Annotated in this window: 20 protein-coding genes; 14 read left to right on the top strand and 6 right to left on the bottom strand. The window is 53.1% G+C overall.

Annotated elements, in window-relative coordinates; genetic code table 11:
• The first annotated feature begins 7 nt into the window (after window positions 1-7).
• The 6 genes from ulaB to NA986_RS18500 all read left to right on the top strand — a co-directional run bounded on the left by ulaB (window position 8) and on the right by NA986_RS18500 (window position 3646).
• Window positions 8-313, top strand: a complete 306-nt coding sequence (gene ulaB, locus NA986_RS18475) for a PTS ascorbate transporter subunit IIB (protein WP_000218358.1) — start codon at window positions 8-10, stop codon at window positions 311-313.
• A gap of 9 nt (window positions 314-322) precedes the next feature.
• On the top strand, window positions 323-787 hold the full coding sequence (ulaC, locus tag NA986_RS18480) for a PTS ascorbate transporter subunit IIA (RefSeq protein WP_000776531.1): 465 nt from the start codon (window positions 323-325) through the stop codon (window positions 785-787).
• 13 nt (window positions 788-800) lie between these two features.
• Entirely contained in the window at window positions 801-1451 is a 651-nt protein-coding gene (ulaD, locus tag NA986_RS18485) for a 3-keto-L-gulonate-6-phosphate decarboxylase UlaD (protein ID WP_023216462.1), read from the top strand.
• Between the two features lie 9 nt (window positions 1452-1460).
• Window positions 1461-2315: an L-ribulose-5-phosphate 3-epimerase UlaE gene (gene ulaE, locus NA986_RS18490; protein ID WP_000949530.1), complete on the top strand. Its 855-nt coding sequence runs from the start codon at window positions 1461-1463 to the stop codon at window positions 2313-2315.
• Window positions 2315-3001 (top strand): L-ribulose-5-phosphate 4-epimerase, encoded by a 687-nt coding sequence (locus tag NA986_RS18495; RefSeq protein ID WP_001170771.1) that lies wholly within the window; start codon window positions 2315-2317, stop codon window positions 2999-3001. Before ulaE ends, NA986_RS18495 begins: the two co-directional genes overlap by 1 nt.
• Window positions 3002-3088: 87 nt before the next feature.
• Window positions 3089-3646, top strand: a complete 558-nt coding sequence (locus NA986_RS18500; protein WP_000026294.1) for a YagU family protein — start codon at window positions 3089-3091, stop codon at window positions 3644-3646.
• A 53-nt stretch (window positions 3647-3699) separates the two neighbouring features.
• Here the strand turns inward: NA986_RS18500 and yjfY are convergent, their stop codons facing one another.
• Window positions 3700-3975: a DUF1471 family protein YjfY gene (gene yjfY, locus NA986_RS18505; protein WP_000466074.1), complete on the bottom strand. Its 276-nt coding sequence runs from the start codon at window positions 3973-3975 to the stop codon at window positions 3700-3702.
• 386 nt (window positions 3976-4361) lie between these two features.
• On the opposite strand from yjfY, the gene rpsF reads away from it, so the two are divergent.
• The 5 genes from rpsF (at window position 4362) to NA986_RS18530 (ending at window position 6875) form a co-directional block, all read left to right on the top strand.
• Window positions 4362-4757 (top strand): 30S ribosomal protein S6, encoded by a 396-nt coding sequence (gene rpsF / locus NA986_RS18510; protein WP_001216673.1) that lies wholly within the window; start codon window positions 4362-4364, stop codon window positions 4755-4757.
• Window positions 4758-4763: 6 nt separating this feature from the next.
• Window positions 4764-5078, top strand: a complete 315-nt coding sequence (priB, locus tag NA986_RS18515) for a primosomal replication protein N (RefSeq protein ID WP_001519453.1) — start codon at window positions 4764-4766, stop codon at window positions 5076-5078.
• Window positions 5079-5082: 4 nt separating this feature from the next.
• Window positions 5083-5310: a 30S ribosomal protein S18 gene (rpsR, locus tag NA986_RS18520; RefSeq protein WP_000135199.1), complete on the top strand. Its 228-nt coding sequence runs from the start codon at window positions 5083-5085 to the stop codon at window positions 5308-5310.
• A gap of 41 nt (window positions 5311-5351) precedes the next feature.
• A complete protein-coding gene (rplI, locus tag NA986_RS18525) occupies window positions 5352-5801 on the top strand; it encodes a 50S ribosomal protein L9 (RefSeq protein WP_001196065.1) in 450 nt (149 codons plus the stop codon).
• 147 nt (window positions 5802-5948) lie between these two features.
• Window positions 5949-6875 carry a DMT family transporter gene (locus NA986_RS18530; protein ID WP_000381075.1) on the top strand — a complete coding sequence of 309 codons (927 nt, stop codon included), beginning with the start codon at window positions 5949-5951 and terminating at the stop codon, window positions 6873-6875.
• A gap of 49 nt (window positions 6876-6924) precedes the next feature.
• Here the strand turns inward: NA986_RS18530 and NA986_RS18535 are convergent, their stop codons facing one another.
• Window positions 6925-7560, bottom strand: coding sequence for an OapA family protein (locus NA986_RS18535; protein WP_001119446.1), 636 nt, complete (start codon window positions 7558-7560; stop codon window positions 6925-6927).
• A 219-nt stretch (window positions 7561-7779) separates the two neighbouring features.
• Between NA986_RS18535 and fklB the strand changes: the two genes are divergently transcribed.
• Both fklB and cycA read left to right on the top strand, forming a co-directional pair.
• Entirely contained in the window at window positions 7780-8400 is a 621-nt protein-coding gene (gene fklB / locus NA986_RS18540) for an FKBP-type peptidyl-prolyl cis-trans isomerase (protein ID WP_000235161.1), read from the top strand.
• Window positions 8401-8695: 295 nt separating this feature from the next.
• Entirely contained in the window at window positions 8696-10105 is a 1410-nt protein-coding gene (gene cycA / locus NA986_RS18545; RefSeq protein WP_000228322.1) for a D-serine/D-alanine/glycine transporter, read from the top strand.
• Window positions 10106-10216: 111 nt separating this feature from the next.
• On the opposite strand, the gene ytfE is transcribed toward cycA, so the two are convergent.
• The 3 genes from ytfE to NA986_RS18560 form a co-directional block, all read right to left on the bottom strand.
• The gene (gene ytfE / locus NA986_RS18550) at window positions 10217-10879 is read right to left on the bottom strand and encodes an iron-sulfur cluster repair protein YtfE (protein ID WP_000331471.1); all 663 of its coding nucleotides are present in this window, start codon (window positions 10877-10879) and stop codon (window positions 10217-10219) included.
• Window positions 10880-10981: 102 nt separating this feature from the next.
• A complete protein-coding gene (locus tag NA986_RS18555) occupies window positions 10982-11947 on the bottom strand; it encodes a DMT family transporter (protein WP_000623275.1) in 966 nt (321 codons plus the stop codon).
• 80 nt (window positions 11948-12027) lie between these two features.
• Window positions 12028-12876 (bottom strand): SDR family oxidoreductase, encoded by an 849-nt coding sequence (locus tag NA986_RS18560; protein ID WP_023216463.1) that lies wholly within the window; start codon window positions 12874-12876, stop codon window positions 12028-12030.
• An 87-nt stretch (window positions 12877-12963) separates the two neighbouring features.
• Here NA986_RS18560 and NA986_RS18565 point away from each other — a divergent pair, with 87 nt between their 5' ends.
• Complete coding sequence (locus NA986_RS18565) at window positions 12964-13350, top strand: winged helix-turn-helix transcriptional regulator (RefSeq protein ID WP_001201295.1); 387 nt, start codon at window positions 12964-12966, stop codon at window positions 13348-13350.
• A 57-nt stretch (window positions 13351-13407) separates the two neighbouring features.
• Here NA986_RS18565 and NA986_RS18570 read toward each other — a convergent pair whose 3' ends face one another.
• Complete coding sequence (locus tag NA986_RS18570) at window positions 13408-15351, bottom strand: bifunctional 2',3'-cyclic-nucleotide 2'-phosphodiesterase/3'-nucleotidase (protein WP_023216464.1); 1944 nt, start codon at window positions 15349-15351, stop codon at window positions 13408-13410.
• Window positions 15352-15595: the final 244 nt, after the last annotated feature.

A 15595-nucleotide genomic window follows, 5' to 3' on the forward strand; every position in this document is an offset into this window, starting at 1 on the left:
TTTGATTATGACCGTACGTATTCTGGCTGTGTGTGGCAACGGACAGGGCAGTTCCATGATCATGAAAATGAAAGTGGACCAGTTTTTAACCCAATCAAACATTGACCACACGGTAAACAGCTGCGCGGTTGGCGAGTACAAAAGCGAGTTGAGCGGCGCGGATATCATCATCGCTTCTACCCATATTGCAGGCGAAATCAGCGTGACCGGCAACAAATATGTGGTTGGCGTGCGCAACATGCTGTCGCCTGCGGATTTTGGCCCGAAACTGCTGGAAGTGATCAAAGAACATTTCCCGCAAGACGTGAAGTAAGGATGCAACATGAAATTACGTGATTCACTGGCGGAGAATAATTCTATCCGCCTGCAGGCTGAAGCGAATACCTGGCAGGAAGCCGTCAAGATCGGCGTCGATTTACTGGTGGCTGCCGACGTGGTGGAGCCGCGTTATTACCAGGCCATTCTCGATGGCGTTGAGCAGTTTGGCCCCTATTTTGTGATTGCCCCCGGCCTGGCGATGCCGCATGGCCGCCCGGAAGAAGGGGTCAAGAAAACCGGTTTTTCTCTGGTGACGCTGAAAAAGCCGCTGGAGTTTAATCACGAAGATAACGACCCGGTCGATATTCTGATCACCATGGCGGCGGTTGATGCCAACACTCACCAGGAAGTGGGCATCATGCAGATCGTCAACCTGTTTGAAGACGAAGCCAATTTCGACCGTTTACGCGCCTGCCGTACTGCGCAGGAAGTCCTGGATCTCATTGACCGCACCAACGCGGCAGCTTAAGAAGGAATTGAAAATGTCATTACCAATGTTGCAGGTCGCGCTGGACAACCAGACTATGGATAGCGCCTATGAAACCACTCGCCTGATTGCCGAAGAAGTCGACATTATCGAAGTGGGCACCATTCTGTGCGTGGGCGAAGGCGTGCGTGCGGTTCGCGATCTGAAAGCGCTCTATCCGCACAAAATCGTGCTGGCGGACGCCAAAATTGCCGATGCCGGTAAGATCCTCTCCCGTATGTGTTTCGAAGCCAATGCGGACTGGGTGACGGTCATTTGCTGTGCGGATATCAACACCGCAAAAGGCGCGCTGGATGTGGCAAAAGAGTTTAACGGCGACGTGCAGATCGAACTGACCGGTTACTGGACCTGGGAACAGGCGCAGCAGTGGCGCGATGCGGGCATTCAGCAAGTGGTTTATCACCGCAGCCGTGACGCGCAGGCCGCAGGCGTGGCGTGGGGCGAGGCGGATATTACCGCGATTAAGCGGCTCTCCGATATGGGCTTTAAAGTGACCGTGACCGGCGGACTAGCGCTGGAAGACCTGCCGCTGTTCAAAGGCATTCCGATCCATGTCTTTATCGCGGGCCGCAGCATCCGTGATGCCGCTTCTCCGGTAGAAGCCGCGCGTCAGTTTAAACGTTCCATCGCTCAACTGTGGGGCTAAGGAGCGGCTATGTTGTCGAAACAAATTCCGCTCGGCATCTATGAAAAAGCGCTCCCTGCCGGGGAGTGCTGGCTGGAGCGCCTGCGGCTGGCGAAAACGCTGGGTTTTGACTTCGTTGAAATGTCGGTGGACGAGACCGACGCCCGACTGGCGCGGCTCGACTGGAGTCGCGAGCAGCGCCTGGCGCTGGTGAGCGCGGTTGCTGAAACCGGCGTGCGCGTGCCGTCCATGTGTCTGAGCGCGCATCGTCGTTTTCCGCTCGGTAGCGAAGATGACGCGGTACGGGCGCAGGGGCTGGAGATTATGCGTAAAGCGATTCAGTTTGCGCAGGACGTCGGGATTCGCGTCATTCAACTGGCGGGGTACGACGTTTACTATCAGCAGGCCAACGACGAAACGCGTTGCCGCTTCCGCGATGGGTTAAAAGAGAGCGTTGATATGGCCAGCCGCGCCCAGGTGACGCTAGCGATGGAGATCATGGATTACCCATTGATGAATTCCATCAGTAAAGCGCTGGGCTATGCTCACTACCTCAATAACCCGTGGTTCCAGCTCTATCCGGATATCGGCAATCTGTCTGCCTGGGATAACGACGTACAGATGGAGCTACAGGCGGGAATCGGGCATATCGTCGCGGTACACGTCAAAGATACTAAACCCGGCGTGTTCAAAAATGTGCCGTTTGGCGAAGGCGTTGTCGATTTCGAACGCTGCTTCGAAACGCTCAAACAGAGTGGCTATTGCGGGCCCTATCTGATTGAGATGTGGAGTGAAACAGCAGAGAACCCGGCGGCAGAGGTAGCGAAAGCGCGTGACTGGGTGAAAGCGCGCATGGCCAGCGCCGGTCTGGTGGAGGCAGCCTAATGCAAAAGCTCAAGCAGCAGGTATTTGACGCTAACATGGATTTGCCCCGTTATGGACTGGTGACGTTTACCTGGGGCAACGTCAGCGCTATCGATCGCGAACGCGGGCTGGTGGTAATTAAGCCAAGCGGTGTCGCCTATGAAACCATGAAGGTAGATGACATGGTGGTGGTGGATATGGATGGCAAAGTGGTGGAGGGACGTTATCGTCCTTCTTCCGATACCGCTACCCATCTGGCGCTGTATCAACGCTATCCGTCGCTTGGCGGCGTCGTTCATACCCACTCCACCCACGCCACGGCATGGGCGCAGGCGGGGATGGCTATTCCAGCGCTCGGCACCACGCACGCGGACTATTTCTTTGGCGATATTCCTTGTACCAGAGCGTTAAGCGAAGAAGAAGTGCAGGGCGAGTACGAGCTGAACACCGGCAAGGTGATCATCGAAACGCTGGGCGAGGTGGAACCGCTGCATACGCCAGGTATTGTCGTGTATCAACACGGGCCGTTCGCCTGGGGGAAAGATGCGCACGATGCGGTACATAACGCGGTCGTCATGGAGGAAGTGGCGCGAATGGCGTGGATTGCGCGCGGCATTAACCCGGCGCTGAATCCCATCGACGATTATCTGATGAATAAACACTTCATGCGTAAGCATGGCCCGAATGCGTATTACGGGCAGAAGTAAAACAACGCTCCGGGATCCTATCCCTCAGGGATGTAATTGGTCAGATTCCGGAGCTTCTTTCATAACACTCTATAGAATCATACTATTGTGTCTATCAACGGATTGTTTGTTAAAACTGACCCACAGCGGCGTCGGTATGGAGTAGCTGCGTTAATTGGTTTTGCAGCGGGTATTATTTCAGCATTTGTAAAATGGGGCGCGGAAGTTCCTTTACCGCCGCGAACGTTTTCCGGCGGGCGCGATGAGTTTAATCCACCGTATATTTTTTTGCGGGATTATTTAGGCATTGACCCAACACAAACGGTTTATACCTTTTCTGAGCATGTTATTAACCCTGTGATGGTAACTCATATTATCTTTTCGCTGGTATTCGCAATAGGTTACTGCGTCGTCGCGGAAATTTTCCCTAAAGTTAAATTATGGCAGGGGATACTGGCGGGGCTGATTGTTACGGTTGTCGTGCATGGCATATTCTGCCCGGCGCTGAACTTAACGCCTCCGCTTACACAACTTCCTTTTGACGAGTACGCTTCTGAAATTCTGGGACATGTATTTTGGTTTTGGGTGATTGAATTAATGCGCCGCGATCTGCGAAACCGCATAACGCATGAGCCGGATGCCGAAGTGCCATTAACAACCCGATAAGCGAAAAAAAATGCCCCCTGACCAGGGGGCAAAACTATGGCATTTTCCTGATACTAGCGATAAATCTCCGCGCTGGCATGCATGTTGCCGTTACTACCGGGCTCCCGTAACAAAATCGGGTGGTAGTACATTGCGCCTCGCGCATCAGTTTCTTCTTTCAGCGCCTGGCGGGCCTCGCTTTCAGTCGCGAAATTATGGTTTATGTAAATCACGCCTAAGCTCTGTATATCGTCCATATTTCTGGCCTGACGATTATCAATTTCAATGGCTGCCATTGTATTTACGCTGAGCAAAAATCCAGCCAGAAGGGGGAAAATACGGAAGAACATAGTGACCTCCTCGGCGGCGGTTGCTGACCTGGCCCTGCCTCCTTTTTTGTGAACCTCTGATGTTATTTTAATCGCTACCAGCAGGAGCGATAGCGACCATTTCTGATGCAGTTGTTCAAAAAATTACCGCATTTCCCGCTGATGCCTGATAAATCGTCAACTCGCTAGCTGTTATGGTGGTTAACAGGTCGGTATCTCATCCTTAATCTTTTACATTTCAGAACTGATCGGCAGGCACATAAATAATCGAACTATTGCCTTGAGTTTCGCCGGGCGTGTCAGTATTATAACGCGTCATTTTTCAGCCGACCTTTAACACGTTCCTTGCCTCCATGGGCCGCGGCTGACCCAGACAGGAGGCTGAATAATCCGTAAGGAGCAATTCGATGCGTCATTACGAAATCGTTTTTATGGTCCATCCTGACCAGAGCGAACAGGTTCCGGGTATGATCGAGCGTTACTCTGCTGCCATCACTGGCGCAGAAGGCAAGATCCACCGTCTGGAAGACTGGGGCCGCCGTCAGCTGGCTTACCCGATCAACAAACTGCACAAAGCGCATTACGTTCTGATGAACGTTGAAGCGCCGCAGGAAGTGATCGATGAGCTGGAAACTACCTTCCGCTTCAACGATGCCGTTATCCGCAGCATGGTTATGCGTACTAAGCACGCTGTTACCGAAGCCTCTCCGATGGTTAAAGCGAAAGACGAGCGCCGTGAGCGTCGCGATGATTTCGCTAACGAAACCGCAGATGATGCTGAAGCTGGGGATTCTGAAGAGTAATTTCTGATGACCAACCGTCTGGCGTTGTCCGGCACCGTGTGCAGGGCCCCCCTTCGAAAGGTCAGTCCATCAGGAATTCCGCATTGCCAGTTCGTGCTTGAGCATCGTTCTGTGCAAGAGGAAGCCGGCTTTCACCGGCAGGCGTGGTGCCAAATGCCCGTTATTGTTAGCGGACACGAAAACCAGGCCATTACTCACAGTATAACGGTCGGCAGCCGCATAACCGTTCAGGGGTTTATTTCTTGCCACAAGGCAAAGAACGGTCTGAGCAAAATGGTTCTGCATGCCGAGCAGATTGAATTGATAGATTCTGGAGACTAGCCATATGGCACGTTATTTCCGTCGTCGCAAGTTCTGCCGTTTCACCGCGGAAGGCGTTCAAGAGATCGACTATAAAGATATCGCTACGCTGAAAAACTACATCACCGAAAGCGGTAAGATTGTCCCAAGCCGTATCACCGGTACCCGTGCAAAATACCAGCGTCAGCTGGCTCGCGCTATCAAACGCGCTCGCTACCTGTCTCTGCTGCCGTACACTGATCGCCATCAGTAATCGGTCACGGTCCATTAATACGACTTTGAGAGGATAAGGTAATGCAAGTTATTCTGCTTGATAAAGTAGCAAACCTGGGTAGCCTGGGTGATCAGGTTAACGTTAAAGCGGGCTATGCTCGTAACTTCCTGGTACCACAGGGTAAAGCTGTTCCGGCTACCAAGAAAAACGTTGAATACTTCGAAGCACGTCGCGCTGAACTGGAAGCTAAACTGGCTGACGTTCTGGCTGCTGCAAATGCACGCGCAGAGAAAATCAACGCCCTGGAAACCGTTACTATCGCGTCTAAAGCAGGCGACGAAGGTAAACTGTTCGGTTCCATCGGTACTCGCGACATCGCTGACGCTGTGACTGCAGCTGGCGTTGACGTGGCTAAGAGCGAAGTTCGTCTGCCGAACGGCGTTCTGCGTACCACTGGCGAACACGAAGTGAACTTCCAGGTTCACAGCGAAGTATTCGCAAAAGTTATCATCAACGTGGTTGCTGAGTAATCAGTCATTCTCGTTTTTGCTAGCAACGAAACGTCGGCCCAGCGCCGACGTTTTGCTTTTTTAACCCCATCGCTTTTCGACTGGCTATCTCCCCCTCTTTTCGCGATAATTAAAAATAAAACATTATTTTAATTTCTTGGTGAAAGAATGGATACCCAACGCCAGGCCTCCCCGTTTGCCCGCAAAAACGTCGTTTATGTGTGTGCCGCATTTTGTTGCCTGCTATGGGGCAGCGCTTATCCAGCCATCAAAAGCGGTTATGACCTCTTTCAGATAGCCACCGACGATATCCCTTCTAAAATTGTTTTTGCTGGTTATCGTTTTTTGTTTGCGGGTGGGTTGCTACTACTGTTCGCGCTGCTTCAGCGTAAACCGATTGGTCGGTTTCGTCCGCGCCAGTTTGCTCAGTTAACGTTACTGGGTCTGACCCAGACGTCGCTGCAATATCTCTTTTTCTATATCGGCCTTGCGTTCACCTCCGGCGTGAAAGGCTCAATCATGAACGCGACAGGCACATTCTTCAGCGTATTGCTGGCGCACTTTATTTATCAGAACGACCGATTGAGCTACAACAAAACGCTCGGCTGTATTCTGGGCTTTGCGGGCGTCATGGTGGTGAACGTCAGCAACGGCCTGGATTTCAGCTTTAATCTGCCGGGAGAAGGCTCCGTGGTGCTGGCTGCGTTTATTCTTTCTGCGGCCACATTGTATGGCAAACGTCTCTCGCAGACGGTCGATCCGATGGTCATGACTGGCTATCAATTGGGGATTGGCGGTCTGGTACTGGTCATTGGCGGTTACGTTTTTGGCGGTACGCTGACGATACATGGCTTCTCGTCGGTGGCGATTTTAGTCTACCTGACGCTGCTCTCGTCGGTCGCTTTTGCGCTATGGAGCATTTTACTCAAATATAACCGCGTGGGGATGATTGCGCCGTTTAACTTTCTGATCCCGGTTTCTGGCGCGGCTCTTTCGGCTATTTTTCTCGGCGAGAATATATTGGAGTGGAAATACATGATTGCGCTGGTGCTGGTGTGTTCGGGGATTTGGTGGGTGAATAAGGTGAAGCGGTAATGCTTCACCTGAACGAATAGGGTATAGGCGGGGTAAGGCGCAGCCGGCGTTACTGTGCGCGAATAAAACTGCCGTCAGGCTGACGCGTAAACAGCACCTGTTGACCGTTATCGCCATCTATCGTTAAACCTGTCACCACCCCGCTGGCATTCTGGCGAATTTTAATCATTTGACCATTTTTGAGATTACTCAGCGGCTTGCCAGCGCCTTCTACCTGCGCCATTGCATAAACGTCTGTCGGGGGCAGTCCGTGGTCACGGAACAGTTGCGCCAGAGTTTTACCAGGCTCTACCCGGTACGAGCGCCATTGTTGACCGATGCCGCTATCCTGCTGGAAAGGCTGCGTCTGCGGCTGGTTTTGTTCTTCCGGCTGGCCTTCCTGGATAGGTTCCGGCGCAACGGGCGCCACCTGATCCGGATCGTTTTGCGGCGCGACCAGCTGCGCCTGAAGCTGGGCCTCCGTCGGCGGCTGTGATTGCGATTGCAGATCCAATTGCGCTTCCCGCGTGACGACAGGTGAGTCGCTGGTCTCGCTGGCGGGCAGCAGGAAACCGATCACCAGCACGATAGCGGCAATGATAATGCCACGACGATGCATAGGCGGCAGCGGCTCCATGATGCGAAAATTATCCGGCGCGTGCCAGATTTTCGCCAGGGTTGGTTTTAATTCAAAGCGTCCGGGCATGGTTTACCTCCTGCTCCGCATCTCGTTCCTTAATCATAGAGTATAGATGGCTAACGCTATGATACTGGTAGTGCTATCCGCTTTCGTGACATCAATACGGATAATCTATTGTTTCTTTTTCCCTGCGATTTGTCATCCTCCCTGAGACAAAGTTTTACCAGAAGAAGCGTGGCTGTTATGCTGCCCGCTACTTTTTTGATATCCAATGAAGGAAAAATAATGGCCACCCCGACTTTTGACACTATTGAAGCGCAAGCGAGCTACGGCATTGGTTTGCAGGTAGGGCAGCAGCTCAGCGAATCCGGTCTTGAAGGACTGTTGCCTGAAGCGCTGGTTGCAGGCATTGCTGATGCGCTGGAAGGTAAACACCCGGCGGTTCCTGTTGATGTGGTGCATCGTGCGCTGCGTGAAATTCATGAGCGTGCGGACGCGGTGCGTCGTGAGCGTTTCAAAGCGATGGCGGCCGAAGGCGTGAAATACCTGGAAGAAAACCGCGAAAAAGACGGTGTGAACAGTACTGAGTCTGGTTTACAGTTCCGCGTTCTGACGCAGGGCGAAGGCGCGATTCCGGCGCGTACCGACCGCGTACGCGTGCATTACACCGGTAAGCTTATTGATGGCACCGTATTTGACAGCTCCGTCGCGCGCGGCGAGCCGGCTGAATTCCCGGTAAATGGCGTGATCGCCGGCTGGATTGAAGCGCTGACTCTGATGCCGGTAGGTTCCAAATGGGAACTGACTATCCCACAGGAGCTGGCCTATGGCGAGCGTGGGGCCGGGGCATCTATTCCGCCATTCAGCACCCTGGTGTTTGAGGTGGAACTGCTGGAAATTCTGTAAGCGCCCCGGGTTTGCCGGATGATGGCGTAAACGCCTTATCCGGCAACCCTGACTTCAGCAGATGCCAATATTTTATTTTGCAAATGGCGTCGTTACGTGTATTTTTGTGAGCTAATTCGCATTATCAAAGTGATATAACACTCATTTTAAACATAAAATTAACATTGTATTTGAATCTTAGTATTCATCCCGCCGATTCTTACCTAATATCGATGAGTCCTGATAACAGGATCGTCGTATCATAGACCAAAGGCCGTAGAGCCCGCACAACACAGACAGGTACAGGAAGAAAAACATGGTAGATCAGGTAAAAGTCGCAGCCGACGAACAGGCTCCGGCTGAACAGTCGCTACGGCGCAATCTTACAAACCGTCATATACAGCTTATTGCTATTGGCGGCGCTATTGGTACCGGTCTGTTTATGGGATCGGGTAAAACGATCAGTCTCGCCGGACCGTCGATCATTTTTGTGTATATGATCATCGGTTTTATGCTTTTTTTCGTGATGCGCGCCATGGGGGAATTGCTGCTCTCGAATCTGGAATATAAATCGTTTAGCGATTTTGCTTCCGACCTGCTTGGCCCCTGGGCGGGATATTTCACCGGCTGGACGTACTGGTTTTGCTGGGTAGTGACCGGTATGGCTGACGTGGTGGCGATTACCGCCTACGCGCAGTTCTGGTTTCCCGGCCTTTCCGATTGGGTCGCCTCGCTGGCGGTAGTGATCCTGCTGCTAAGCCTCAACCTCGCCACCGTTAAAATGTTTGGGGAAATGGAATTTTGGTTTGCTATGGTCAAAATCGTCGCCATTGTGGCGTTGATTGTGGTCGGGCTGGTGATGATTGCGATGCACTTTAAATCGCCGACCGGCGTTGAAGCGTCTTTCGCGCATCTGTGGAATGACGGCGGCTGGTTCCCGAAAGGCATTAGCGGGTTCTTTGCCGGTTTCCAGATTGCGGTATTCGCCTTCGTGGGCATTGAGCTGGTCGGTACTACCGCCGCAGAAACTAAAGATCCGGAAAAATCGCTGCCGCGCGCGATTAACTCAATACCGATCCGTATCATCATGTTCTACGTCTTTGCGCTGATTGTCATTATGTCGGTGACGCCGTGGAGTTCCGTGGTGCCGGATAAGAGCCCGTTCGTTGAGCTGTTTGTACTGGTGGGTCTGCCTGCCGCCGCGAGCGTGATCAACTTTGTTGTGCTGACCTCGGCGGCGTCTTCCGCCAACAGCGGCGTCTTCTCGACCAGCCGTATGCTGTTTGGCCTGGCGCAAGAAGGCGTGGCGCCAAAAGCGTTCGCTAAGCTATCGAAACGCGCGGTACCGGCGAAAGGCCTGACCTTCTCCTGTATCTGCCTGCTGGGCGGCGTGGTTATGCTGATGGTCAACCCGAGCGTGATTGGCGCATTCACCATGATCACTACGGTTTCGGCTATCCTGTTTATGTTTGTCTGGACCATCATTCTGTGTTCATACCTGGTGTACCGCAAAAAGCGTCCCCACCTGCATGAAAAATCCATCTATAAGATGCCGCTCGGTAAGCTGATGTGCTGGGTCTGTATGGCGTTCTTTGCGTTCGTGCTGGTATTACTGACGCTGGAAGACGATACGCGCCAGGCGCTGATCGTGACGCCGCTGTGGTTTATCGCGTTGGGTCTGGGCTGGCTGTTGATAGGTAAGAAACGGATGGCGGGAATGCGTTAATTGTTTTGCCCGGTGGCGCTGGCGCTTACCGGGCTTACAGCGTAGCGTTGATTTGTAGGCCGGATAAGGCGCAGTTTACAGCCGCCATCCGGCAAAATGCCCGGCTGGCGATTATTCCCCGGCCAGCGCGCGTGGGAACAGCACGTTATTCTCCAGGCTGATGTGCTCCATCAGATCATCAATCATCTCATTAATGCCGTTATACATCGCTTTCCAGGTGGTACAGGCTTCTGGCGGCGGCGTTACATTTTGGGTGACGTGTTTGATGACGTCTACCAGCTCTCCCGCCTCGTCATGCTCGCTTTCCATTACGCTTATCGGGCCCGTTGCCTGGCGACCCATACCCTGTTTGATCATGGGGAACAGGATCTGTTCTTCTTTCATCATATGGCTGGAAAGCTCTTCATGCAGCGCAGTGAGATATTTTGTCAGGCCGCGTGGGACGTTTGGCTTATCCGCGTGGACGCGTTCCACTTTGGTTGCCTGCAGGATAAGCTCCGGCAGTTGTTCGCGGTGTCGGTCATGATAGCGCACCACGATATGGTCAATAATGTCCGCCAGCGGAACGGCGCGCCAGTCTTTTTCGATGGGCTGTTCAGCCAACTGCGCGAGTTGCGCTTCAATAATGTCAATATCGACGTCGTGACGCGCGGCGGCGCGCGCCAGCGTCTGTTTTCCGCCGCAGCAGTAATCCATATCGTACTGGCGAAACAGCGCCGATGCGCGGGGAATAGAGAGCGCCAGTTCGCCTAAAGGTTGATCGCGATAAGCCATAGCCGTTACCTCATTTGCAATAATATAAGTTGTATTTTAAATACATCTTTAAGGCGAGGCTATAACTCTTTCGGGGTGCGTATAATTTAAGCGAGTATGAAATTAGCGTTCCGTGACCGGAACGACGGTCGCTTTTTCCGGTTTCGCTCTCACGGCAATGACCACGCCCGCTACCAGGAGCGCAATGCCGCTTAACGTCAGGAATGGCGGGATTTCCTGGCGCAGAATGAAGGTATAGAGCAGTCCCGCCAACGTCTCAAAAACAATCAGCGGCCCTAAAATAACGGTTGGCAATTTTTGGCTGGCGATATTCCAGCACAGCGCGCCCACCCAGGAACACAGCACCGCGATGGCGATCATCAGACCGATAAACAGCGCGGGATGCGGGCCAAAGGGCAGGGTAAACAGCGGTTTCTGGATACTCAGCCACAGACAGACCGCCGCATAGCCGATTAACGAGACCGGCAGCGTAACCAGCGCCTGCGCCGTTGCCCACATCATGGGATGTTTGTCGGGATTTTCCCGCAGCCAGCGGGCGTTGCGCAGCGCATACCATGCCCAGCACGCTACGGAAATCAGCGCCAGCACAATGCCTGAACCATAGCGCCAGCCGCTAACATCGGACAATCCCTGACTAAGTTCAGCAATATTGACGCACAGCAGGCCAAAACCGATAAGCGCCAGCGCGGGCGCTAAACGCCGCCAGGATAATCTGCCGTCTCGTTGGCTATAGAGAACGTTAGCGAAAAGCGGAATGACGACCGGCAATGTCCCGATGATCATCGTCGAAACCGGCGCGCCGGTTCGCTGAATAGCGCTGGCGAGGCAGGCGTAATAGATTACATTGCCCATCAGAGTCAGCGACAGGGCGGTGAACCAGTCTTTGCGCGTCAACTGGCGTAACCGCGTGCGGCCTAACCAGGCAATCGGCAGGGCAATCAGCCCCAGCGCCAGATAGCGTCCCATTGACTGTAAGAGGGCCGGGTAATCCGGCACGATTAACGGGCCGACGAAAATCAATCCCCACATTAGCCCTGCCAGCAGGGCGTATAGCACGCCGCTAATCATCAGATTCTCCTCATAAACCGTTCCGTCATTATCAGAGAAGGTCTATGAGGATGCCACATAAATTAACTAAATTTTAACACTTACAGTACGGAGCGAAGGCTTTCTGTGAGCGTCGTCGTCGGGCGACCGATGAGTTTACGCAGCGTATGGCTGTCATCAAACAAGCCGCCTTTCGCCGCGCCAGCGTCAGAATTGGCCAACATATCCGCCAGTCCGTCAGGCAGGCCTGCGCCTTTTAACGCGGCGGCAAAATCGACTTCGCTCAGGTTCTGGTAGACGATTTTTTTTCCGCTCTGATGAGTAAGTTCATCCGCCAACTGGCTTAATGTCCAGGCGTTATCACCCGCCAGCTCGTAGACATTCCCGGCGTGACCCTCTTCACTGATGACGCGCGCGGCGGCGGCGGCATAGTCAGCGCGCATTGCGGAGGCGATTTTCCCTTCTTCCGCTGCGCCAATAAAGACGCCATGCTTCAGCGCGGCAGGGACGCTCGCCAGGTAGTTTTCCGTATACCAGCCGTTACGTAATAGCGTGTGAGGAATACCTGACTCAGCCAGCATCTTTTCCGTTTCAATATGTTCATCGGCGAGCGCCAGCGGCGATTTATCCGCATGTAGCAGGCTGGTATAGGCGATGAATTTCACCTTCGCGGCAATGGCGGCCTGAATAACGTTGCGGTGCTGCGCGGTGCGTTGTCCCACTTCGCTGGATGATATAAGCAGCAGTTTATCAACGCCCTGTAAGGCGGTGGTCAGCGCGGCTTCGTTAGCGTAATCCGCCTGGCGAACGGCGATCCCGCGCTGACTGAGCGGGGCGGCTTTTTTCGGGTTACGGACGATCGCGACGAGGTGGCTGGCGGGCGTCGTTTTTAGCAGGTTTTCAATAACGTGTTGGCCCAGTTGGCCTGTTGCGCCAGTGATAGCAATCATGGTGAACTCCTCAGTGTTGGTCTTGTGTTTTATTACGCTACCACCTAAACTTACTTTTAGTAAGTACGTACAAAAAGGTAAGTATCAATGCGCGCTCATACTCTTTCCCGGCAGTTGCGTGAAGGCAATCTCTTTGCTGAACAGTGCCCGTCCCGTGAGGTGTTAAAACATGTCACCAGTCGCTGGGGCGTACTGATTCTGGTCGCGTTACGCGACGGTACACACCGTTTTAGCGACCTGCGCCGCAAGATGGGAGGCGTGAGTGAAAAGATGCTGGCGCAGTCGTTACAGGCGCTTGAACAGGACGGATTTCTCAACCGGGTGTCATATCCAGTTGTTCCGCCGCATGTGGAGTACAGCCTGACGCCGCTTGGCGAGCAGGTGAGTGATAAAGTCGCCGCGCTGGCGGACTGGATAGAACTGAATTTGCCCCAGGTATTGGCGCAGCGGGACCGTTTATCAGATGGCGGCTAGCGCTTTATTCGGCCTGCCAGTCAGGCCGAATAAACGCAGCGCCATACGGGACACACGTTACTTGCTTAAATCCACCTGATAAATGGCAAAACCGATATCATCGACGGCAACCTTCTTCATCGGATACTGCCCTTTCGCTTTAATGAAGGCAGCGGCTTTATCGCCTGGCGATGTTTCAAAGCGGATATCCAGCGCCGTATCGCTGTGGATTGGCGCCAGACGCCAGTTATTATCCGCCGCCGGATGGATTTCGCCCGCGCGTTTTGACTCTGCGCCAATCCATGCCGCCAGCACGGCGCGATTTTCATCCGGAGACGCAAAGGCGATATGGCTGTCGCCCGTGCCGGCAAACTTGCCGCCGTAAGCGCGATAGTTATTCGTGGCGACCAGGAACGTAGCGTTCGGGTCGACAGGCTTACCGTTAAAGGTCAGGTTTTTAATACGTTCCGCCTGCGGATTCACCATCTGGCATTCGCCATCATAGCGGGCGGGCTGTGACACATCGATTTGATAATTCACGCCGTCAATGACATCGAAATTATAGGTGCGAAAGCCATCCCAATTGATCAACGATTGCGGTTTGTTGCTGTGAATATCAATTTGATTAAACTGTCCGGCAGAACATTCCAGCCACTCTTTTACCTCCTTGCCGCTGGCTTTCACCACCACCAGCGTATTCGGATAGAGATAAAGATCGGCGGCGTTACGGAAGGTCAACTGGCCTTTTTCCACTTCGACAAAGCTGGCAGGATCGTTCTTACGCCCGCCAACTTTAAACGGCGCGGCGGCGGACAGCACCGGCAGTTTCGCCAGATCCGGATCGCCCTGAATAAAGTGTTCCACATACGCTTTTTGCGCGTTATTCACCACCTGTACGGTAGGATCGTCCTGCACCAGAGCAAGATAACTGTACATGTTATCGGCGGACTTGCCGATGGGCTTGCTGACAAACTCGCGGGTGGCATCGTGATCGGCTTTCAGAATATCGACCAGCTTACTGTCTTCCGCCGCCAGCGACTTTTTAGCGGCGGCGTCATAGATAGGCCGCGCTTCCGCTTTCGCCTGCGTAACCTGCCATTTGCCGCTGTCGTTATTGAGCACCAGATCGACCACTCCCAGATGGTCGCCCCACATGCCAGGCATTACCGCAGGAATGCCGTTAAGCGTACCTTTGGCGATATCCGCGCCTTTGATGTCGGCAAAATCTTTACCGGGGAAGACGGCGTGGGCGTGGCCAAACATAATCGCGTCGACGCCGGGAACTTCGCTGAGGTAATAAACCGAGTTTTCCGCCATGCTGTGGTACGGATCGGCAGAAAGGCCTGAGTGAGCAATGACTACCACGATATCAGCGCCTTTCTCGTGCATTTCGGGCACATATTTCCGGGCGGTTTCCGTAATGTCATTGACGGTAACTTTGCCGCTCAGGTTCGCTTTATCCCAAATCATGATTTGCGGCGGAACAAAGCCGATATAGCCGATTTTCAGAGTTTGCGGGTTGCCGTCTTTATCAATAACGCTCGTCTCTTTAATCAGATAAGGCGTAAAGAGCGGCTTTTGGGTTTTAACGTCGATAATATTGGCGTTAACATAAGGGAATTTCGCGCCGGCCAGCGCGTTATGCAGATAGTCCAGACCATAATTAAACTCATGGTTGCCGAGGTTTCCAACCGCGTAATCCAGAGTGTTGAGCGCTTTATAGACCGGGTGAACGTCACCGTCTTTGAGCCCTTTTGCCGCCATATAATCGCCCAGAGGGCTCCCCTGAATCAGGTCGCCGTTATCCACCAGCACGCTGTTTTTGACTTCATTTCGGGCGGCATGAATCAAACTTGCGGTACGTACCAATCCGAATTTTTCGGTTGCGGTATCCTTGTAATAATCGAAATCCATCATGTTGCTATGTAAATCAGTAGTTTCCATGATACGGAGATCGACGGTGGCCGCATTCACGCTGGCGGCGATCAGCGTAGCCAGAAGCGTTGCACTAAACTTAATCATCAGAGGCACCTTTTAAGAACGCAATAGAAAAGCCGGATAGTGAAAAATAGCGATGATAAACAGTGAAACCCGATATCGTTCCAACCGTCGCCAGAAGAAGGCGAAACCGCCCCATCCGGCCGATTTTTTGCGAGTGTTCACAGAAGGGTGAATCATGCCATGAAAGGTATTATCAAAACCGCTGACGGTATCACAGTTGGCGGAACCCTTAACGATCGGGTATAAGTAAAACAACGAGTTAACG

It is taken from the genome of Salmonella sp. NW177, assembly GCF_051811585.1.
Taxonomy (GTDB): Bacteria; Pseudomonadota; Gammaproteobacteria; order Enterobacterales; family Enterobacteriaceae; genus Salmonella; species Salmonella enterica.

Coding starts and splice junctions, on each gene's coding strand:
- NA986_RS18570 (WP_023216464.1), bottom strand. CDS start 15,351: ATGATTAAGTTTAGTGCAACGCTTCTGGCTACGCTGATCGCCGCCAGC.
- ytfE (WP_000331471.1), bottom strand. CDS start 10,879: ATGGCTTATCGCGATCAACCTTTAGGCGAACTGGCGCTCTCTATTCCC.
- rpsF (WP_001216673.1), top strand. CDS start 4,362: ATGCGTCATTACGAAATCGTTTTTATGGTCCATCCTGACCAGAGCGAA.
- ulaE (WP_000949530.1), top strand. CDS start 1,461: ATGTTGTCGAAACAAATTCCGCTCGGCATCTATGAAAAAGCGCTCCCT.
- NA986_RS18530 (WP_000381075.1), top strand. CDS start 5,949: ATGGATACCCAACGCCAGGCCTCCCCGTTTGCCCGCAAAAACGTCGTT.
- cycA (WP_000228322.1), top strand. CDS start 8,696: ATGGTAGATCAGGTAAAAGTCGCAGCCGACGAACAGGCTCCGGCTGAA.
- NA986_RS18535 (WP_001119446.1), bottom strand. CDS start 7,560: ATGCCCGGACGCTTTGAATTAAAACCAACCCTGGCGAAAATCTGGCAC.
- rplI (WP_001196065.1), top strand. CDS start 5,352: ATGCAAGTTATTCTGCTTGATAAAGTAGCAAACCTGGGTAGCCTGGGT.
- NA986_RS18495 (WP_001170771.1), top strand. CDS start 2,315: ATGCAAAAGCTCAAGCAGCAGGTATTTGACGCTAACATGGATTTGCCC.
- NA986_RS18560 (WP_023216463.1), bottom strand. CDS start 12,876: ATGATTGCTATCACTGGCGCAACAGGCCAACTGGGCCAACACGTTATT.
- ulaB (WP_000218358.1), top strand. CDS start 8: ATGACCGTACGTATTCTGGCTGTGTGTGGCAACGGACAGGGCAGTTCC.
- ulaD (WP_023216462.1), top strand. CDS start 801: ATGTCATTACCAATGTTGCAGGTCGCGCTGGACAACCAGACTATGGAT.
- NA986_RS18565 (WP_001201295.1), top strand. CDS start 12,964: ATGCGCGCTCATACTCTTTCCCGGCAGTTGCGTGAAGGCAATCTCTTT.
- NA986_RS18555 (WP_000623275.1), bottom strand. CDS start 11,947: ATGATTAGCGGCGTGCTATACGCCCTGCTGGCAGGGCTAATGTGGGGA.
- fklB (WP_000235161.1), top strand. CDS start 7,780: ATGGCCACCCCGACTTTTGACACTATTGAAGCGCAAGCGAGCTACGGC.
- ulaC (WP_000776531.1), top strand. CDS start 323: ATGAAATTACGTGATTCACTGGCGGAGAATAATTCTATCCGCCTGCAG.
- rpsR (WP_000135199.1), top strand. CDS start 5,083: ATGGCACGTTATTTCCGTCGTCGCAAGTTCTGCCGTTTCACCGCGGAA.
- priB (WP_001519453.1), top strand. CDS start 4,764: ATGACCAACCGTCTGGCGTTGTCCGGCACCGTGTGCAGGGCCCCCCTT.
- yjfY (WP_000466074.1), bottom strand. CDS start 3,975: ATGTTCTTCCGTATTTTCCCCCTTCTGGCTGGATTTTTGCTCAGCGTA.